The sequence below is a fragment of the Aureimonas pseudogalii genome (assembly GCF_014196835.1).
In the GTDB taxonomy this organism is placed as follows: domain Bacteria; phylum Pseudomonadota; class Alphaproteobacteria; order Rhizobiales; family Rhizobiaceae; genus Aureimonas; species Aureimonas pseudogalii.
In genome coordinates this window covers 604,929-622,332 of sequence record NZ_JACIEK010000001.1, presented here as the reverse complement: position 1 = coordinate 622,332, position 17,404 = coordinate 604,929, and the positions used below count along the sequence as shown (strand labels likewise).

The window sequence follows — 17,404 nt, the reverse complement described above, 5'->3', positions numbered from 1 at the left end:
AGACGCCGAATGCGTCTCGTGCATCGTTCTGGACCGCACAGAGGCGATCGCCTGCGACGTCCGACGGCATCAGCGACCCCGTCGGGCGTCGTTGGATGCAGGACTTTATGAGTTGCGTTGCGTTCGAGAGGCGGGCGGCGCGATGTCCAGAATGCCCTCCCCTGTCAGGGGAGCAGCCCATCTGCTCCCTGTCCCGTCCGAGAGGCGGAAGGGGATCGCCACCGGCGATTCGAGCCCACGCCATGCGATGCGCTCGGCAGGTCCCTCGACGGCGAGGGCCATATGCAGATCGGGCCCGGAGGGAAGCGCTGGCGGGCGCAGCTTGCGGATCGTCAGGCCCTGCCAGTCCCGCGGCTCGCGGGAGACGGGACCGGGATCGATGCCGGCGAGGTCTTCGACGAGCCCGGTTCCCCGGCATTTCAGGACGGCTTCCTTGACGACCCAGCGATCGAGAAAGGCCGTCGCGGCATCGGGCGCAGCGGCGATTGCGGCCCGCTCGCGCGAAGAACAGGAATGGGCGACCACCTCCGCCAGCCGGTCGAAGGGCTTGCGCTGCTCGAGATCGACGCCGAGCTCGGTTCGCCCGACGGCCAGAACCGTGAGCTCGCCGCTGTGCGACAGGCTGAAGCGCAGGCGCGTCTCGCCGGCGAGCGCCGGCTTGCCGCCGGGCGCGGCGCGCAACGGGACGTCGCCCGGCGCGAGGCCGAGATAGCGGGCGAGCACCGCGCGCAGGAAGCGCCGCCGCCGACGAAGCCGCGCGCGCAGCTCGGCGGTCGCCATGCGGCCGGCCCGCGCCTCCTCTTCGCCGTCGAGATCGATCGCGTCGATCCCGGCGGGTGGGTTCGATCCGTCGAGGAGCCAGAGATCGATGCAGCCCTCGGCGGGGAGGGCGGTCCCGCTCACGCGAGATCCTCGATCAGCGCGGCGGCGGTGGCGTCCGGCTGCCGGTAGAGGAAGAAATGGCCGCCCTCGAAGCTTCGCCGGCGCACCGGCGCGCGCGTCAGGCCCTGCCAGGATGGCGCCGCCGCGGCGGGCGCGGCGGTGTCGCCGAGGCCGGAATAGACGGTGATCGGGCAGGGGAGCGGCTCGGCCGTCTCGTGCTGGTAGCGGTCGGCCAGCTCGAAATCGGCGCGGATCGCGGGTTCGAAGAGAGCGAAGAGGTCGGGATCGGCGGCGATGGCCTCGGGAACGCCGCCGAGCGCCAGGATGCGTTCGCGAAAGCTTGCGGGCGACGGCCGCTCCGCCGCCGCGCCGCGCCCGCACCGCAGCAGCGGCGAGAGGCTGGCGGAGGCGACGAGATGGTGCGGCGGCGCGCCGTCCGCGGTCCGCAGGCGCGCGGTGAGATAGGCGACGAGGCCGCCGAGGCTGTGGCCGAGATAGACCGTGGGCAGCGGCGCGAGGGTGGCGAGCGCCGCCGCGAACTCCGCCGCCATCGCCTCGGCGGTCCGGTGGAACGGCGCGGCGATGCGGTTCTCGCGTCCCGGCGCCTGCAGCGGGCAGAGCTCGACGCCGCGCGCGCCGAGCGCTGCGGCGAGGCCCCGGAAGGCGGAGGCGCCGCCGCCGGCATGGGGAAAGGCGGCGATCCGCAAGGCCGCGCCCGGCAGCGGACGATGGAGCGACAGGGCCGCCGGCCTCATCGGTCCCGTCCGATCGCCTCGGCCAGACCGCGCGCCGGGGCCGGGGTCTGCTTGGCGCTCTCGTGGTGCTGGTCCGGCAGATCCGTCTCGACGTTTCGCAGCGCCGCGCTGCGCCAGCCGACGATGGTCAGCACCAGCGTCGCGAGCCCGGTGACGACGAGGAGAAGGCCCATGCCGCGTCCCGGTCCCGTCCCGGTCAGGAGGCCGACGGAGCTCGCCAGCGGGCCGCCGTCGCGCATCAGCGGCTCGAACACCTTGTCGGCGAGCGGCGCGGCGACGAGCATGGCCAGCGGCGGCGCGCTCATGCTCATCATGTTGCGCACGCTGGCGACGCGGCCGAGAAGCGCGGCCGGCACCTTGCGCTGCATGATCGTGGTGCTGCTCGCCTCCTCGATCGGGAAGGCCATGAAGGCGAGCGCCAGGGCCACCGCGATGACCACGAGGTCGGTCGAGAGCCCGCCGACGATCATCGCCAGCCCGGTGAGCCCCTGCGCCAGGATCACCCAGACGATCAGCCGGCGGCGGCGCGCCAGAAGGCCCATCGCGAGGCCGCCGGCGAGCACGCCGAGGCCGCCGACCGAGAGCACCGCGCCGGTCTTTTCGGGGGTGGTGACGACGAGAAGCAGCGGCACCACCACGACTTCGCAGGTGGCGAAGAGATAGTTCCTCATCGTCGTGAACCAGAACATGCCGTAGAGGCCCGGGCGTTCGCGCACGAACCGCCAGCCCTCGCGGAAGGCCGCGACGAAACTCTCGTCCGCCCGGTCCCGGCGGGGGGCGTTCGGCACCTTCACGCCAAGCGTGCAGCCGAAGGCGACGAGGAAGGTGCAGGCGTCGAGGATCAGGAGCGTGGAGAGGCCGAGCGTGGCGACGAGCGTGCCGGCGAGGACGGGCGCCACCACCTGTCCGATGCCGGCCACCGAGTGGACAATGCCGTTGACGCCGGCAAGGCGCTGCTCGTCCACCATCAGCGGCGTCGTGCTCTCGAAGAGCGGACGCTGCAGGCCGAGCGCCAGCCCGCTGACGACGGCATTGGCGTAGAGATGCCAGAACTCGAGGCGCCCGGACAGAAGCAGCGCCAGCATCGTCGCGCTCGACAGCGCCGAGAGACTGTCGACGGCGAGCATCGCGGGCTTCTTCCGCCAGGTGTCGGCGATGACGCCGCCGAAGGGCGAGATCAGGATGGCCGGCACCAGGGTGAGGATCGTCAGCCAGGCGAAGGTCATCACCGAGCCGGTCTGGCCGAAGACCCAGATGCCGATGCCCACGCCCGTCAGGGTGGTGCCGACGAAGGAGACGAGCTGGCCGCCGATGAGGATCGCGAAGGGGGCGAGGCTGCGCGTCGGAGCGGCGGGGCTCACGCCGGGCGCTCCGACGACGGATCGCCGGGCAGCAGCGCCTCGGCCTCGACATGCGCCGCGGCCACGGCGCGCCTCCGTGCGAGATGCTCCGACAGCCCCGTGCCGCCGTGCCAGACGCGGTGGAGCGCGGTGGCGGCGATCTGCCCGCCCGCCGCGGCGTAGACGAGGAGATCGAAGCCGAACCAGCGCAGGAGGCGATCGCGCCGGGCGCAGGCGTCGATGGCCGTGCGGTAGCCCTCCAGCGAATGCGAGACCCTGACGTGCAGCGGCACGAAGGCGTTCGGCAGCAGGCGGTTGAGCAGGACCTCGACCCGCCGCCGGGCCTGCGGCACGACGTGGCGGAAGCGCGAACGCAGCTCGTCGAAATTCTCGATCGAGAGGTCGGCCACCGCGTCGGTGTGGGGCTTGCGGGCGCTCTGATAGGCCTCGAACGCCCGCGCCCGCTCGGAACGCGGGAAGCGCTCCAGGCAGGAGACGAGCTCGAGCACGCTCTCGAAGGCCGAGTTCATGCCCTGCCCGTAGAAGGGGACCGTGGCATGGGCGGCGTCGCCGAGCAGCACGAACCGGTCGCCATGCGACCATTTCGAGTTGCGCTGGGTCGGGAAGTAGGAGGGCGGCGTCACGCGCAGGCGCTCCTCGGCGTCCGGAACGAGCGCGGCCACGTCGGGAAACTCGCGGCGGAACATCTCGCCGACGAGACCGATCGCCGCGAAGTCGGCCTCCCTCGCGCAGGGGTAGATGAAGTTGCCGGTGAACGAGCCGTCCGGGTTCGGCAGCGCGAACATCATGAGATCGCCGCGTGGCCAGAGATGCAGCGAGTTCGGATCCATCCGCCAGGGATGGTCCGCGTCCGGGCCGGCGGGGATGGCAATCTCGCGATAGTTCCAGTCGAGATAGCGCTGCGTGAAGTCGGCGCGCTCGCCGCGATGGATGAGGCGCCGCACGGCCGAATGAACCCCGTCCGCGCCGATGACGAAGTCGGCGTCGCCGATCGTCTCGGCCGGCGCGTCGCTGGCGACGGGGGCGATCGTCAGGGCGCCGCTCGCCTTGTCGAGATCGCGAAGCGTCCAGCCGAAGCGGATGGCGATGCCTTCGTGCTCGGCCGCCGCAGCCAGAAGTTCGCCGTTCACGTCCGAGCGGCGCGCCCCATGGAGGGCGACGGACCGGTCGCGGCTGTAGGAGAAGAAGGTCGAACCGAGGCCCTCGTGGCAGGTGCGGCCGGTGATCGCGATGGTGCGTGCCTTCACGCGGTCCCAGATCCCCGCGGCCTTCATCGCCGCCTCGCCGCGGCTGCTCACCGTGACGTTGAACGAGCGCCGGTTGCTGTAGTCGTCTTTGGGATCGAAGGTCTGTCGCTCGATGATCTCGACGCGGGCGCCGCGTTGCGCCAGCATGATCGCGCAGAGCGTTCCGGCAAGGCCCGCGCCGACGATGACGATCTTCTGTCCGGCGAAGGCGGCGGGTCTGGCTTCGGGCACGGCGATACTCCGGTGGGATCGGCGCGAGGGGGCCGGCCGGGCAGCCGGGGCTGCCGACCACGGGGCTCCGCATCGGTCGATGGGTCGATGACCGGCCGTCGCTCGATCGGCGCGGTCCGTAGGGCGCCGGGGGTTGCCGACCCCCGGATCGGATGCAGGCTCAGCCGGAACCGGCTGGGGAAGAGTTCGGTAACGGCCGGATCGTCTGCGGGCCGAAGGCCGGCGACGACGGCGCGTCGAAGGCCAAGTGGCGAGCCTCTCGTCGCGATAGGTTCGAGGTCGCCATCAACCGGTCTGCTCTCGTCAATGCGGTGTTGAAGGATGCAAGGCGAGGCATAATCGGGAAGCCGGCAGAGCACAATTTTAATATGCCGCTAACCATCTTTTGCTCAGTAGATAGTGAATATATAAAATTGGAATCTCTAGAATTCACTTGGGATTCTATGCAATCCATGCGCGTTTTCGATCGAAGCGACGAGAGGTGATTCTCATAAAATCTTCGCTATTTAAATAAGGCAGCCAATCCTTTTGAGATGCTGGCTTCGTTGTTTACTACAACGCAATGTTAAGCGTATCTCATAACGTCTTTTGCCGCTGTTGCTGCTATTGAAGGTGCTTCAAGAACACACGATCGTCGCAGAGGTGTCACATGAGTAAGCACGATAGGACTGAGATTGCGGTCGTCGGAATGGCTTGCCGGTTTCCCGGCGACGTCCACGACGCTTCCTCCTTCTGGCGCTTCCTTCTCGACGGCGGCGATGGCATCCGCGACGTTCCCGAAGACCGCTGGAGCGTCCGGCGCTTCCACGACGCAGACCCCGCGACGCCTGGCAAGGCGATCATGCGCCGCGGCGGTTTTCTGGGCGGCGATTTCGGCGCCTTCGACCCGCTCTTCTTCGGCATCTCGCCGCGCGAGGCGGCCTACATGGATCCGCAGCAGCGACTGCTTCTCGAGGTCGCGCACGAGGCCATGGAAGATGCCGGCCTCGTCCCCGCGCGGCTGGCCGGCGGCAATGTCGGCGTCTATGTCGGGGGCTTCGCGCTCGACCACCTGATCCAGCTCTCCTCGCCGCTCAGCCGCTCGATCGTCGACACGCACCACACCGCGACCGCCGCGGCGATGACGATGCTCGCCGCGCGCATCGCCTACACGTTCGACTTCCGCGGGCCCGCCATCGCCATCGACACGGCCTGCTCCTCCTCGCTCGTCGCGCTCCATTATGCGGCGCGCGCGCTGCAGACCGGCGAATGCGACGCGGCGCTGGCCGGCGGCGTCAACATGATGATCTCGCCGCAATATCCGATCGTGATGAGCAAGGGCCATTTCCTGGCGCCCGACGGCCACTGCAAGAGCTTCGACGCGCGGGCCGACGGCTATTCGCGCGGCGAGGGCGCGGGACTGGTGATGCTGAAGCGGCTGGAGGACGCGCTCGCCGACGGCGATCCGATCCAGGCGGTTCTCGTGGCGACCGGCGTCAACCAGGACGGCCACACCAACGGCATCACCGTTCCCAGCGCCGAGGCGCAGGCGCGGTTGGTGCGCGAGGTGGCCGCGGCCGGCGGCGTCGATCTCGCCGACATCGCCTATGTGGAAGCGCACGGGACGGGCACGCCGGTCGGCGATCCGCTGGAGGCGCGGGCGCTGGCCGAGACGATCGGCAGCGTGCGCGCGGCGGGGCATCCCGTCGTGATCGGCTCGGTGAAGGCCAATATCGGGCATCTGGAGGCGGCGGCCGGCGTCGCGGGCTTCATCAAGGCCTGCCTCGTCGCGCAGAACCGCCTCGTGCCGCCGCAGGCGCGCCTCGGCGAGCCCAACCCCGCGATCCCCTTCGCGGATTGGGGTCTGGCGCTGCCGCGCGTGGCGACGCCGATCGAGCCCGAGACCTTCCATGTCGCGGTGAACTCCTTCGGCTACGGCGGCACCAACGCGCATGCGCTGCTGAAGCCCTTCGCCGCGCCGGATGTGGGTCTCGCCGCAACGCCCCGACCGACCCCCGCCGGGACGCAGTTCCTCAAGCTGACGGCGCGCACCGAGCCCGCGCTCGCCGCGCTCGCCGCAGCCTATCGCGAGCGCATCGCGGCCGCCGCGCCGGGCGAACTGCCGGCGCTCTGCTACAGCGCAGGCGCGAAGCGCTCCGACTTCGAGCATCGCGCCGTGGTCTTCGGCGACAATCCGCAGGCGTTCATCACGGCGCTCGATGCGCTGTCGAGCGGCGAGGCGGCGGGCGACGTCGTGGTCCGGCCATCGAGCGGGACCGACGCGCCGACGGCCTGGGTGTTCTCGGGGATGGGGCCGCAATGGTGGGGCATGGGGCGGCGGTTGCTGGCCGAGGACGCCGCCTTCCGCGCCGCTGCGGAAGCCGCAGACACCCTGTTCGCCGGCCTGTCCGGCTGGTCGATCCTCGCCGAGATGGCGCGAGACGAGGCGACGTCGCGCATGGGCGAGACGCAGATCGCGCAGCCCGCCAACTTCGTCGTGCAGATCGGCCTCGCCGCTCTCCTGTCGGCGCGCGGGTTCCGGCCCGCCGCGATCGTCGGGCATTCGGTCGGCGAGGTCTCGGCCGCCTACGTCTCGGGCGCGCTGAGCCTCGAGGACGCCGTCCTCGTCTCCTATCACCGCAGCCGGCTGCAGCAGACCACCGCCGGCACCGGCACGATGCTCGCCGTCGGCCTTTCGCAGGCGGATGCGCAGGCCCGCATCGCCCCCTATGACGGGCGCGTCTCGATCGGCGCCGTCAACGGCGCGCAGGCGATCACGCTGTCCGGCGAGAGCGCGGCGCTCGACGAGATCGCGCAGGCGCTCGAAGCCGCCTCCGTGTTCCACCGCTTCCTGCGGGTCGAGGTGCCCTATCACAGCCCGCAGATGGACGTGCTGAAGGCACCGTTGGCGCAGGCGCTGGACGGCCTGCGGCCGACGAGCCCCCGCATTCCCCTCTATTCCACCGTCACCGGCGCGCGCTTCGGCGCCGACGAGCGCCACGATGCGGATTACTGGTTCCGCAACGTGCGCGCGCCCGTGCTCTTCGCCCGCGCCGTCGAGGCGATGATCGCCGATGGGTACGGCACCTTCCTGGAGGTCGGGCCGAACCCGGTGCTGACCTCGGCCGTGCGCACCTGCGCGGCCGGGATGGATCGCACCGTGGAATCCCTCTACACGCTGCGCCGCCAGGAGGACGAAACCCTCGCCGTGCGGCGCATGATCGCCGACCTGATCACCGCCGGAGCGGCGGTGGACTGGGCCTGCCTCGCCGGCACCGACCGCTACGCGCGCCTGCCGACCTATCCGTTCCAGCGCGAGGTCCACTGGGCCGAGAGCGCCGCCACGGCCGCCGATCGCCTCGGCCGCGACGCGCATCCGCTGCTCGGCGCGCCGCTGGAGGGCCCGGCGCCGGTCTTCGAGGCCGACGTCTCGGTGAACTACATGCCCTGGCTCCCGGACCACCGGATCGAGGGCGACGTGGTGTTTCCGGCCGCCGCCTATGTGGAGGCCGCGCTCGCCGCCCATGCGGCGCTGGAAGGCGAGGAGGGCGCGGTGCTGGAGGGGCTCGATCTCCGGCAGGCGATGCTGGTCGATCCCGACCGCCGCTTCCCGCTGCGCTGGAGCTTCGAGGCGGCGACGCGCACCCTCACGGCGGCGACCCGGCCGGGCCGCGACGGCGACTGGCGCGACCACGCCTCGGTGCGGGTTCTCGCCGCCAGGCCCTGGACCTCGCCGGCGATCGATCTGCCGGCGCTCGAAGTCGCGCATGGTGAGATCGTCGACGTCGAGGCGCTCTATGCCGGCCTTGCCGCGCGGGGCCTCGACTACGGCCCGTCCTTCCGAACCATCCGGGCGCTGCGGCGGACGGCGGGCTCTGTGCTTGCCGAACTCGCCGTCCACGAGGCCCATGCCAGCGAGGCGCTCGCCGGGCGCCTGCACCCGACGCTGCTCGACGGCGCCTTCCAGGCGCTGATCGCCGCCTGCGCCGATCGCCCCGGCGCGTCGCGCCTGTTCATGCCCGTCGGCATCCGGCGCGTGCTCTATCATCGGCCCGCCGGCACCGCGGTGCGGGCGCTGGGCACGATCCGGCGGCAGGACGAGACGGCGATCGAGGGGGACATCCGCCTCGTCGCGGCCGACGGCTCGATCGTCGCCGACATCTTCGGCTTCGCCTGCCGCGCCGTCGCCACCGCGCGGGACGCCGCCCCCTCGCTCGACCGCTGGCTCTTCAGCGAAACCTGGGTTCCCGCCGAGCCCGTCGCCGCCTTCGCCCGCGACGGCCGCTGGCTTCTCGTCAGCGACGGCGGCGCGCTCGCCGACCGCCTGTCGGCGACGCTCGACCGCCAGGGCGCGCGCGAGATCCTGGTGCTGACCGGCGCCGAGGTCTCGGCCGGCGGCCTCGCCGCGATCGGTCCGGCCGATCTCGACGCGGTGATCGACCTGCGACCGGCCGAGGCCGACGGCGCGGGCGACCCGGCGGGCATCGACCATGTCGAGGGGTTGGCGGCGCTGGTGAAGGCGCTCTCCGACGCCGAGGTGTCGCCGCGTCTCTATCTCGTGACCCGAGGCTATCGGCCGGCGGACGGCACGGCGCCGGCGATCGACCAGGCGGGCGCCGCAGGCACGCTGCGGGTCGTCGCGCTGGAGCGCCCGGACCTGCGGCCGACGCTCGTCGATCTCGACGCCGACCTCTCGCCCGCCACCCTGCGCCGGCTCGGTGCCGAGATCGTCGCCGATGGCACGGAGGACGAAGTGGTGCTGCGCGGGACCGAGCGCCTCGTCGCGCGCATCGCGCGCATGCCCGGGTTCGCCGCCGCCGACGAAACGCCCGTCGCGGTCTCGACCCTTGCCGACGACGTCCGCTTCCGCCTCGACACCGGGGCCGGGGGCAGCTTCGAGGCGCTCGGCTTCCGCGAGAGCGAGCGCCGCGCGCCCGGCGACGGCGAGGTGGAACTCGCGGTCCTCTCGGCGGCCCTCAATTTCAAGGACGTTCTCAAGGTTCTCGGCGTCCTGCCGAAGAAGGCCTACGAGAACACGTTCTTCGGCGAGACGCTCGGCATGGAGGCCGCCGCCGTGGTGACGGCCGTCGGGGCGGGCGTGACGCGCTTTGCCGTCGGCCAGCGCGTGGTGGCGGCCTTGCCGGACTGCCTCGCCTCGCACGTGACGATCGCCGAGGATCGCCTCTTCGCCCTCGACCTGCCGGCCGGCGCCTCGGGGCCCGAGAGCGCGACCATTCCCGTGGCCTTCATGACCGCCTGGTATGCGCTCCACGAACTGGCGCGCCTGAAGCCCGGCGAGCGGGTGCTGATCCATGCCGCGACGGGCGGCGTCGGCCTTGCCGCCATCCAGATCGCGCAGCGGCTGGGCGCCGAGATCCACGCCACCGCCGGCAATCCCGAAAAGCGCGAGCACCTGCGCGCGCTCGGCGTCGCCGGGATCTACGACAGCCGCAGCCTCGCCTTCGCCGAGGAGATCCGCACGGCGACCGGCGGGCGGGGCGTCGACGTCGTCCTCAACTCGCTCTCGGGCGACGTCTTCCAGGCGACGCTCCCGCTCCTCGCGCCCTTCGGCCGCTTCGTCGAGATCGGCAAGCGCGACATCATGGAGAACGGGCGGATCCCGATGGGGCTCTTCAACGAGAACCTCAGCTTCTCCTCCGTCGATCTCGACCGTCTGATGGCGGAGCGCCCGGCCGTCGTCGCCGCGCTCCTGGCCGACGTCGCCCGGCTGATGCGCGAGGGCGTTGTGACCCCGCTGCCGGTCACGCGCTTCAAGGTCGCCGATCTTCCCGACGCGCTGCGTCACATGGCGCAGGCCCGCCACATCGGCAAGATCGTGGTCGATTTCGAGGATCGCGCCGACCTGTCGCTCGTGCCGCGGCGCCGGAGCGCGGCGGCCGTGCGCCCGGACGCGGCCTCCCTCGTCACCGGCGCCTTCGGCGGCTTCGGGCTGGAGCTCTGCCGGTCGCTCGTTGCGCGCGGCTGCCGCCATCTGGTGATGGCTGGCCGCTCGGGCGCCGCGAGCGAGGCGGCCAGGGCCGCGCTCGCCGAGTTCGCAAGCCTTGGCGTCCACGTGATCGAGGGCCGCCTCGACGTCGCCGACCGAACGGCGGTCGACGCGCTGCTCGGCGAACTCGATGCCGCGGGCGTTCCCCTGGCGGGCGTCTATCACGCGGCGGCCGTCCTCGACGACGGCCTCGTCGATCATCTCGACCCGGCGCGCATCGCGCGGGTGATGCGGCCGAAGGCGCTCGGCGCGCTGACGCTGCACGAGGCGACGCTCGGTCGCCCGCTCGACGTCTTCATGCTGTTCTCGTCGGCGACCGCGCTGATCGGCAATCCCGGCCAGGCGAGCTATGTCGCGGCCAACGCGGTGCTCGACGCCCTGGCGCGTCGCCGCCGGGCCGAGGGCCTGCCGGCGACGGCGGTGGCCTGGGGCGCGATCGGGGGCGCGGGCATGCTCGCCGACGACGGTCCGGCCGCCCGGCAGCTGGAACTCGCCGGCGTGCGCCGGATCCCGGTGAAAAGGGCCATCGCCGCGCTCGACGCCGTGCTCGCGGCCGATCTCCCCGGCGGGGCGCTCGCCGTGATGGACATCGACGTCGCCACCTGGAGCGGCCTGTTCCCGCAGGCTCGCGAGATCCCGCGTTTCAGCGCCCTGATGGCCGAAGACGCGCCGGGCTGCGAGCGCTCGGGCGCCGCCGCGACGCTCGCGGCGCTCGATCCGGCGGATCGCCTGCCGGCCGTCGTCGAGGGCATCACGGGCGTCGTCGCGGGGGCGATGAAGATGCCGGCCGCCCGCATTCCCGCGGATCGTCCGCTCTCCGATCTCGGCATCGACAGCCTGATCGGCGTCGAGCTCCAGTCGGCGCTGGGCCAGCGCTACGGCGTGCAGATCTCGCTGCTCCAGCTGTCCAAGGGAGCGAGCGTCACCGATCTCGCCCGCTCGGTGCTCAAGCGCTTCGACCTCGACCTCGATCTCGATCCCGGCGCCGCGGGCGACCGGCTGGCGGCCTGAGGAGGCGGACGCGATGACATCCTGGTTCCGGCACGGTCCGGCACGCCCGGAGGCGACGGCGCGCCTCTTCTGCCTTCATCACGCCGGCGGCGGCGCGTCGTCCTTCGCCGGCTGGGCCGCGCTGGCCCCGGCCGAGATCGACATCTGCGCGGTGCAGCTTCCGGGGCGCGAAAGCCGCATGGCCGAGGCGCCCGTCACCGACATGGGGGCTCTGGCCGCGCGTCTCGCCGACGCGATGGAGCCTCGGCTCGACCTGCCCTATGCGCTGTTCGGGCACTCGATGGGCGCGCGTCTCGCGTGCGCGACGGCGGCGACGCTCGCCGCGCGCGGCCTGCCGGCGCCCGCGGCCCTGATCGTCTCCGCCAGCCGGGCGCCGCACCATCCCCCGCTCGCCCCCGATCTGCACGAACTTCCCGACGAACGCTTCGCCGAGGCGTTGGCCGCGCTCGGCGGCCTGCCCGACGCCATTCGCCGCTCGAGCGAGATGATGGCGATGACGATGCGCGTCGCGCGGGCCGATTTCGCCGCGCTCGAGACCTGGCACCCGCCCGGAGATCTGCGCGTGCCCGCCGCCATCCTGGCGCTCGGCGGGGCGGACGACCGCGGCGTGCCGCGTTCGGCGCTCGAATCCTGGGCCGACCTCGCGGACGGCGGCTTCCGCCTCCGGCTCTTTCCCGGCGGCCATTTCTATCTGAAGGACCAGCCCGGCGCCGTCGTCGCCGAAGCCTGCTCGGCGCTGTTTCGCGGCCTCGACGCCGCTCACCGCCGCGGCCGCGACGGCGCGCGCCCCGTCCGCCAGGAGGCGCACCCGTGAACGAACAGGTCCGCTTCGACACCGCCCGGTCCGCGGCGCCCGTCGACTGGCACACCGGCACGCTGCTCTCGGTGGCCGAGGCCTGGGCGCGGGATCGGCCGGACGCCGTCGTCTATTCCTGGATGGAGGACGGCGAGACCGTCTCGCGCGACATCACCTTCGCGGGTCTGTGCGAGGAGGCCCGCATCGTCGGCGCGAGCGTCGCCCGGTTCGTGAAGCCGGGCGAGCGGGTGATGCTGCTCTACGGCGACGGGCCGGACACGGTGATCGGGCTTCTGGGCTGTCTCTATGCCGGCGCCGTTCCGGTGTCGGGCGTCCATGCCGGCGCGCTGAAGGCCTTCGACCGCTTCACTGGCATCGTGCGCGACTGCGGCGCGAAGGCGGTGCTCGGCCCGCATGCGGTCCTGTCGGAGATGCAGGGCATCGACGAGGACGCGGTGGACGAGCTCGGCCTGCGCTGGCTCGCCAGCGACCGGCCGATGGCGCCGCGCTCTGGCGAGGGCGGGGCGCTGCCGGGCCTCGTCCGCGGCAATGGCGACCTCGCGCTGATCCAGTACACGTCGGGCTCGACGCGGATGCCGCGCGGCGTCGCGCTGACGCATCGCAACGTCCTGCACAATCTCGCGACGCAGGCCGAGAGCTTCGGCTACCGGACCGGCGACGTCGGCGTCTCCTGGCTTCCGCTCTCCCACGACATGGGGCTGATCGGCGCGGTGCTGATGGCGCTGCAGGTCGGCGGGCGCTGCGTCATGTTCTCGCCCGCGCGGTTCCTGCGGCGGCCCGAGCGCTGGCTGAAGGCGATCTCCGGGTTCGGGGCGACCATCTCGGGCGGGCCGAACTTCGCCTACGACGTCTGCGCCCGCCGGATCGCGCCCTCCGGGCTCGAAGGGCTCGACCTCTCGCGCTGGACGCACGCCTTCAACGGCGCCGAGCCCGTGCGTCAGTCGGTGCTCGACCGGTTCGCCGCCTTCGCGGCGCCCGCCGGCTTCCGCCCGCAGGCATTCTATCCCTGTTACGGGCTCGCCGAGGCGACGCTCTTCGTCACCGGCGGACAGCCGGGCGCGCCGACGACGGCGGCAACGATCGACAAGGCGAGCCTCGAGGCCGGGCGCCCGGTGCGGGCCGCGCCGGATGCCGCGGCGGGCTCGACGGCGACGCTCATTGGCTGCGGCCGGGTCGCGGGGGGGCAGCGGCTGGAGATCGTCGATCCCGCCGCGGGTGTCGCGCTGGGTGAAGGCCGGGTCGGCGAGATCTGGCTGCAGGGGCCGAGCGTCGCGTCGGGCTATTTCGCGCCGCGGGCGGAGGAGGACGGCATCTTCGCCGCGCGTCTCGCCTCGGGCGAGGGGCCTTTCCTGCGGACCGGCGATCTCGGCTTCCGTCTCGACGGCGAACTCTTCGTCACCGGACGCGAGCGGGACCTGATCGTGCTGCGCGGCCGCAACCATTATCCGCACGACATCGAGGCGACGGCCGAGGAGGCGCATGCGAGCGTTCGCCGGGGCGCCTCGGCCGCCTTCATGACCGAGGACGAGGACGATCCGGGCTTCGCACTCGCCTGCGAGATCGCCCCGCTCGGCGAAGCCGACATGGCGGCCGTCGCCCGCGCCGTCGCCGCGGCGGTTTCGGCCGCGCACGGGGTCGGCCCGCGGCGGGTGATCCTGCTGGCGGCCGGCGGCGTGCCGAAGACGCCGAGCGGCAAGATCCAGCGCTCGCTCATCCGCGCGCGAATCATCGAGGGGTCGGCCGAGCTCCTCTTCGACCACGGCCCGCGCTCGGCCCGTCCGGCCGGCAAGGCCTGACGCGCGCTCCCGCGCGCCGGCGCTACCGCCGGATGACCCAGTCCGGCATCGCCGACGCCGGCGTTTCGTCGAGGATCGCGACGCGCTCGCCCGTGTCGATGAAGACGTCGACGCGTAGGTTGACGGGAAGCTCGGTGCCCGGTTCGAGCGCCACGATCACGTCGAGAACGCGCGCGTCGCGCTTCTCGTCGGCGGTGTCGGCATTGACGATCTTGGCGCCGATGCGCGGGCTGATGCGCTCGATGCGGCCGGTCAGCCGCCGACCGCCGAGCGCGGGCGCGGCGATCTCGGCGCGCTGCCCGACCAGGAGGTCGGCGATGTCGGCCTCGTCGATCTGCGCGCGAACCACCAGCCGGGAGGTGTCGCCGATCTCGGCCAGCGCCGTGGCGGGCTGGGTGGACACCGCCTCGCCGGCCTCCCGGAGCAGGCGCAGCACCGTGCCGTCGCGGCTCGCCCGGATCACGGACTTGGCGACATAGGCCTCCGCCTCCGCGAGCTGCTCCTGCGCGAGCGCGACCTCGGCACGGGCGGCGAGCGTTTCCTCGGCCCGGGAGCCTTCCCGCAGGAGAGAGAGCGCCTCCTCGGCGGCGTCGAGCTGCTTCAGCGCGACGGTCCGCACGTTGGTCGCGGCCTGGAGCGCGCGCTTCGAGACGGTGCCGTTCTTCTGCAACTGGACGGCCCGCTGGAGATCGGCCTCCGCCAGTTCGAGCCCGGCCCGCAGCTCCGCCACGCGGCTCTCGCCCTGCGCGACGTCCTGCAGGCGCGAGCCGTTCTCGATCCGCTGGAGATCGGCGCGCCGGATCGCCAGCTGCGCCTCCGCCTGCGCGACCTTGGCGCGCAATTCGCCGTTCCCGAGCTCGGCGACGATGTCGCCGCTCTTCACGCGGTCGCCTTCCGCGACGTGCAGGACGGTGATCACGCCCGGCAGTTCGGACGCCAGCTCGATCGTGCCCCCGTTCGGCTCGACGACGCCGAGACCGGCGATGATCGTGGAGGGGCGCGCCTCGACCGCCGCCGCCGCCCTCGGCGCGCCGGGTGCGTCGCCCGATGCCGTGTCCTGCGGTCCCTCGCCGGGCCAGAAGCCGAGATAGGCGGCCCCGGCCAGAAGCCCGACCGCGACGATCTTGAGCGACGTTCTCATGCGATGTCTCCGGCCGGCATCGACGCTCGCTTCCGTTGCTCCGCCACGATCCGCCCGTCCTCGACGGTGATCTCGCGATCGGCCTTGTCGGCGAGGCGCGCGTCGTGGGAGACCAGCACCACGATGCGGCCCTCGCGATGGGCGAGGCTTCGAAGCGTCTCCACCACGACGAGGCCGCTGGCGCCGTCGAGCGCGGCCGTCGGTTCGTCGGCGAGGATCACCTGGGGATCGTGCGCCAGGGCGCGGGCGACGGCCACGCGCTGGCGCTGGCCGCCGGAGAGCTCGCCCGGCCGGTGGTCGGCGCGATCGGCGAGGCCGAGATCGGCCAGGAGCGCGCGGGCGCGCCGTTCGGCGGACCGTCGGTCGCGCCCGACGAGATCGAGCGGCAGCGCGACGTTCTCCCAGGCCGACAGGGTGGGGAAGAGGTTGAAGAACTGGAACACGAAGCCGATCCGCCGCAGCCGGATCGCCTGCAGCTGGCGCTGGCCGAGGCCCGTCGTGGACGTGCCGCAGATCGACACGCGGCCGCGGTCGGGCGTCTTCAGGGCGCCCATGAGCTGCAGCAGCGTCGTCTTGCCGCTGCCCGAGGGGCCGCGGATCAGCAGCACTTCGCCGGGACGCGCCGTCAGCGAGACGCCCCGCAGGGCAGGCGTCGCGGCCTCGCCGCTTCCATAGGTGAGGGCGGCGTCCTCGACCACGAGAGCCTGATCGTTCGCGCTCATCGGAACACGCTCGTGGGGTCGATGCGGTAGAGCTTGCGAACCGCGAGCATCGAGGAGACGGCGCACATGGCGAGGGTGAGCACGCCGATCAGCGCCAGCGCGAGGGGCGAGAGGAGGATCGCGGCCGGCGAGGAGGTCGAGGAGGCCGCCATGGCCCAGGCGATCGTTCCCGCGATGACGAAGCCGATCGTGCCGGCGATCATCGCCTGCTTCAGGACGATGGCGTTGAGATAGCCGCTGCCCGCGCCGATGGCGCTGAGCGTGGCGTATTCGGCGAGGCGCTCCACCGTCGCCGCATAGAGCGTCTGCGCCACGATGATGATGCCGACGAGGCCGCCGAGCGCCGCGCCGAGGACGAGCGCCGATCCCGCGCCCGTGGTGAGGATCCAGTAGTCACGGGTGCGGGCTGCGAAAGCCTGCGTGGTCAGGACCTCCTCCTTGCCGAGGACGGCGCCGAGATCGGCGGCGAGCGTCGCCGGCTCGACGCCGGGTGCGGCCTTCACCAGCATGTAGCTGGCGTCGCCGTCCTCGATGTTGGTGTAGCGCAGGGCGTTGGCGTAGGAGGTGAAGACGTAGGGCGACTGGGTGAAGGTGCGCACCCCTTGCGTGAAGCCGACGACGACGGCGCGCCGCTCGGCGATCTCGACCCGGTCGCCGACGGCGGTGACGCCGAGCTTCTCGGCGTAGAGCCTGTCGATCATCACCGCGTTCGGCGCGGCGAGCGCCTCCACCGATCCTTCCACCAGGTTCCACGGCGCGGCGAAGCCGGTCTGCGGATCGAAGCCGACGATGATCACGGACTCGGTGCCGCCGGCAGGCTTGCGCCAGCCGGTGAACTGGATGATCGTCCGGCTGACCTCGGCCACGCCCGGCACGGCCCGCGCGCGGTAGAAGGCGGGTTGGCGCAGGATGCCCGACTGGTCGACGTTGCTCGTGCCGCGCGCGGCGACCCAGACATCGGCGCCGGCATTCTCGACGAGGCCGGCCGAGGCGCGGATGAAGCCGATCAGCATGCCGGTCTGCATCGAGATCAGGACCACGGCGAACACGATGCCGACCACCGTCGCGGCGAAGCGGATCGGGTCGTGCCGAAGGTTGCGCCATGCGATCAGGGTCGTCATGCAGGATCCCGTCAGGACAGTTCGGCGCCCGGCCGCAGGGCCGAGACGTTCCGCCTCGCGGCGAGGGCGCGAGGCCGCCGCTTCGAGGTCTCCGCCGCAGCGTCCCGCACGGACGACTGCATCGGGGTTCGATGCCGAAGAGTAGACGAGAGTAGTTAAGAGGCGATGAGGACGAGCCTTCTTCGGACGGCCGTAGGGGAGCGATCCCCCTCGCGACGCACGGATCGGCGCCGTTTCCCGCGCTTCGGCAGGCCTTTCGCTGGCAGCGGGGCGGCCGCAACGGATCCTGGCCGCTTCCGGCGGACCGAGTGAAATAGGAAGGGATGCGAATAAA

General features: G+C 72.2%; 10 protein-coding genes. 3 read left to right on the top strand and 7 right to left on the bottom strand.

Annotated elements, in window-relative coordinates:
* Positions 1–105: 105 nt before the first annotated feature.
* From GGR04_RS02795 to GGR04_RS24370, 4 genes are read right to left on the bottom strand one after another with little or no spacing between them, the layout of a single operon-like run.
* A complete protein-coding gene (locus GGR04_RS02795; RefSeq protein ID WP_183197615.1) occupies positions 106–903 on the bottom strand; it encodes a 4'-phosphopantetheinyl transferase family protein in 798 nt (265 codons plus the stop codon).
* A complete protein-coding gene (locus tag GGR04_RS02790; RefSeq protein WP_183197613.1) occupies positions 900–1,637 on the bottom strand; it encodes a thioesterase II family protein in 738 nt (245 codons plus the stop codon). Before GGR04_RS02790 ends, GGR04_RS02795 begins: the two co-directional genes overlap by 4 nt.
* A complete protein-coding gene (locus GGR04_RS02785; RefSeq protein WP_183197611.1) occupies positions 1,634–2,998 on the bottom strand; it encodes an MFS transporter in 1,365 nt (454 codons plus the stop codon). The genes GGR04_RS02790 and GGR04_RS02785 overlap by 4 nt, the downstream gene beginning before the upstream one ends.
* The gene (locus GGR04_RS24370) at positions 2,995–4,476 is read right to left on the bottom strand and encodes an FAD-dependent oxidoreductase (RefSeq protein WP_183197609.1); all 1,482 of its coding nucleotides are present in this window, start codon (positions 4,474–4,476) and stop codon (positions 2,995–2,997) included. Before GGR04_RS24370 ends, GGR04_RS02785 begins: the two co-directional genes overlap by 4 nt.
* A gap of 649 nt (positions 4,477–5,125) precedes the next feature.
* On the opposite strand from GGR04_RS24370, the gene GGR04_RS02775 reads away from it, so the two are divergent.
* The 3 genes from GGR04_RS02775 to GGR04_RS02765 are packed head-to-tail and all read left to right on the top strand — an operon-like array spanning position 5,126 to position 14,086.
* Complete coding sequence (locus GGR04_RS02775) at positions 5,126–11,473, top strand: type I polyketide synthase (protein ID WP_183197607.1); 6,348 nt, start codon at positions 5,126–5,128, stop codon at positions 11,471–11,473.
* Positions 11,474–11,486: 13 nt separating this feature from the next.
* Entirely contained in the window at positions 11,487–12,287 is an 801-nt protein-coding gene (locus GGR04_RS02770; protein WP_183197605.1) for a thioesterase II family protein, read from the top strand.
* Positions 12,284–14,086 (top strand): fatty acyl-AMP ligase, encoded by a 1,803-nt coding sequence (locus GGR04_RS02765; RefSeq protein ID WP_183197604.1) that lies wholly within the window; start codon positions 12,284–12,286, stop codon positions 14,084–14,086. Before GGR04_RS02770 ends, GGR04_RS02765 begins: the two co-directional genes overlap by 4 nt.
* Positions 14,087–14,108: 22 nt before the next feature.
* On the opposite strand, the gene GGR04_RS02760 is transcribed toward GGR04_RS02765, so the two are convergent.
* Genes GGR04_RS02760 through GGR04_RS02750 form a run of 3 tightly spaced genes read right to left on the bottom strand, consistent with a single transcriptional unit; the run spans position 14,109 to position 17,070 of the window.
* A complete protein-coding gene (locus GGR04_RS02760) occupies positions 14,109–15,227 on the bottom strand; it encodes an HlyD family secretion protein (protein WP_183197602.1) in 1,119 nt (372 codons plus the stop codon).
* Entirely contained in the window at positions 15,224–15,949 is a 726-nt protein-coding gene (locus GGR04_RS02755) for an ABC transporter ATP-binding protein (RefSeq protein WP_183197600.1), read from the bottom strand. Before GGR04_RS02755 ends, GGR04_RS02760 begins: the two co-directional genes overlap by 4 nt.
* Complete coding sequence (locus GGR04_RS02750; RefSeq protein WP_183197598.1) at positions 15,946–17,070, bottom strand: ABC transporter permease; 1,125 nt, start codon at positions 17,068–17,070, stop codon at positions 15,946–15,948. The genes GGR04_RS02755 and GGR04_RS02750 overlap by 4 nt, the downstream gene beginning before the upstream one ends.
* Between the last annotated feature and the right edge of the window lie 334 nt (positions 17,071–17,404).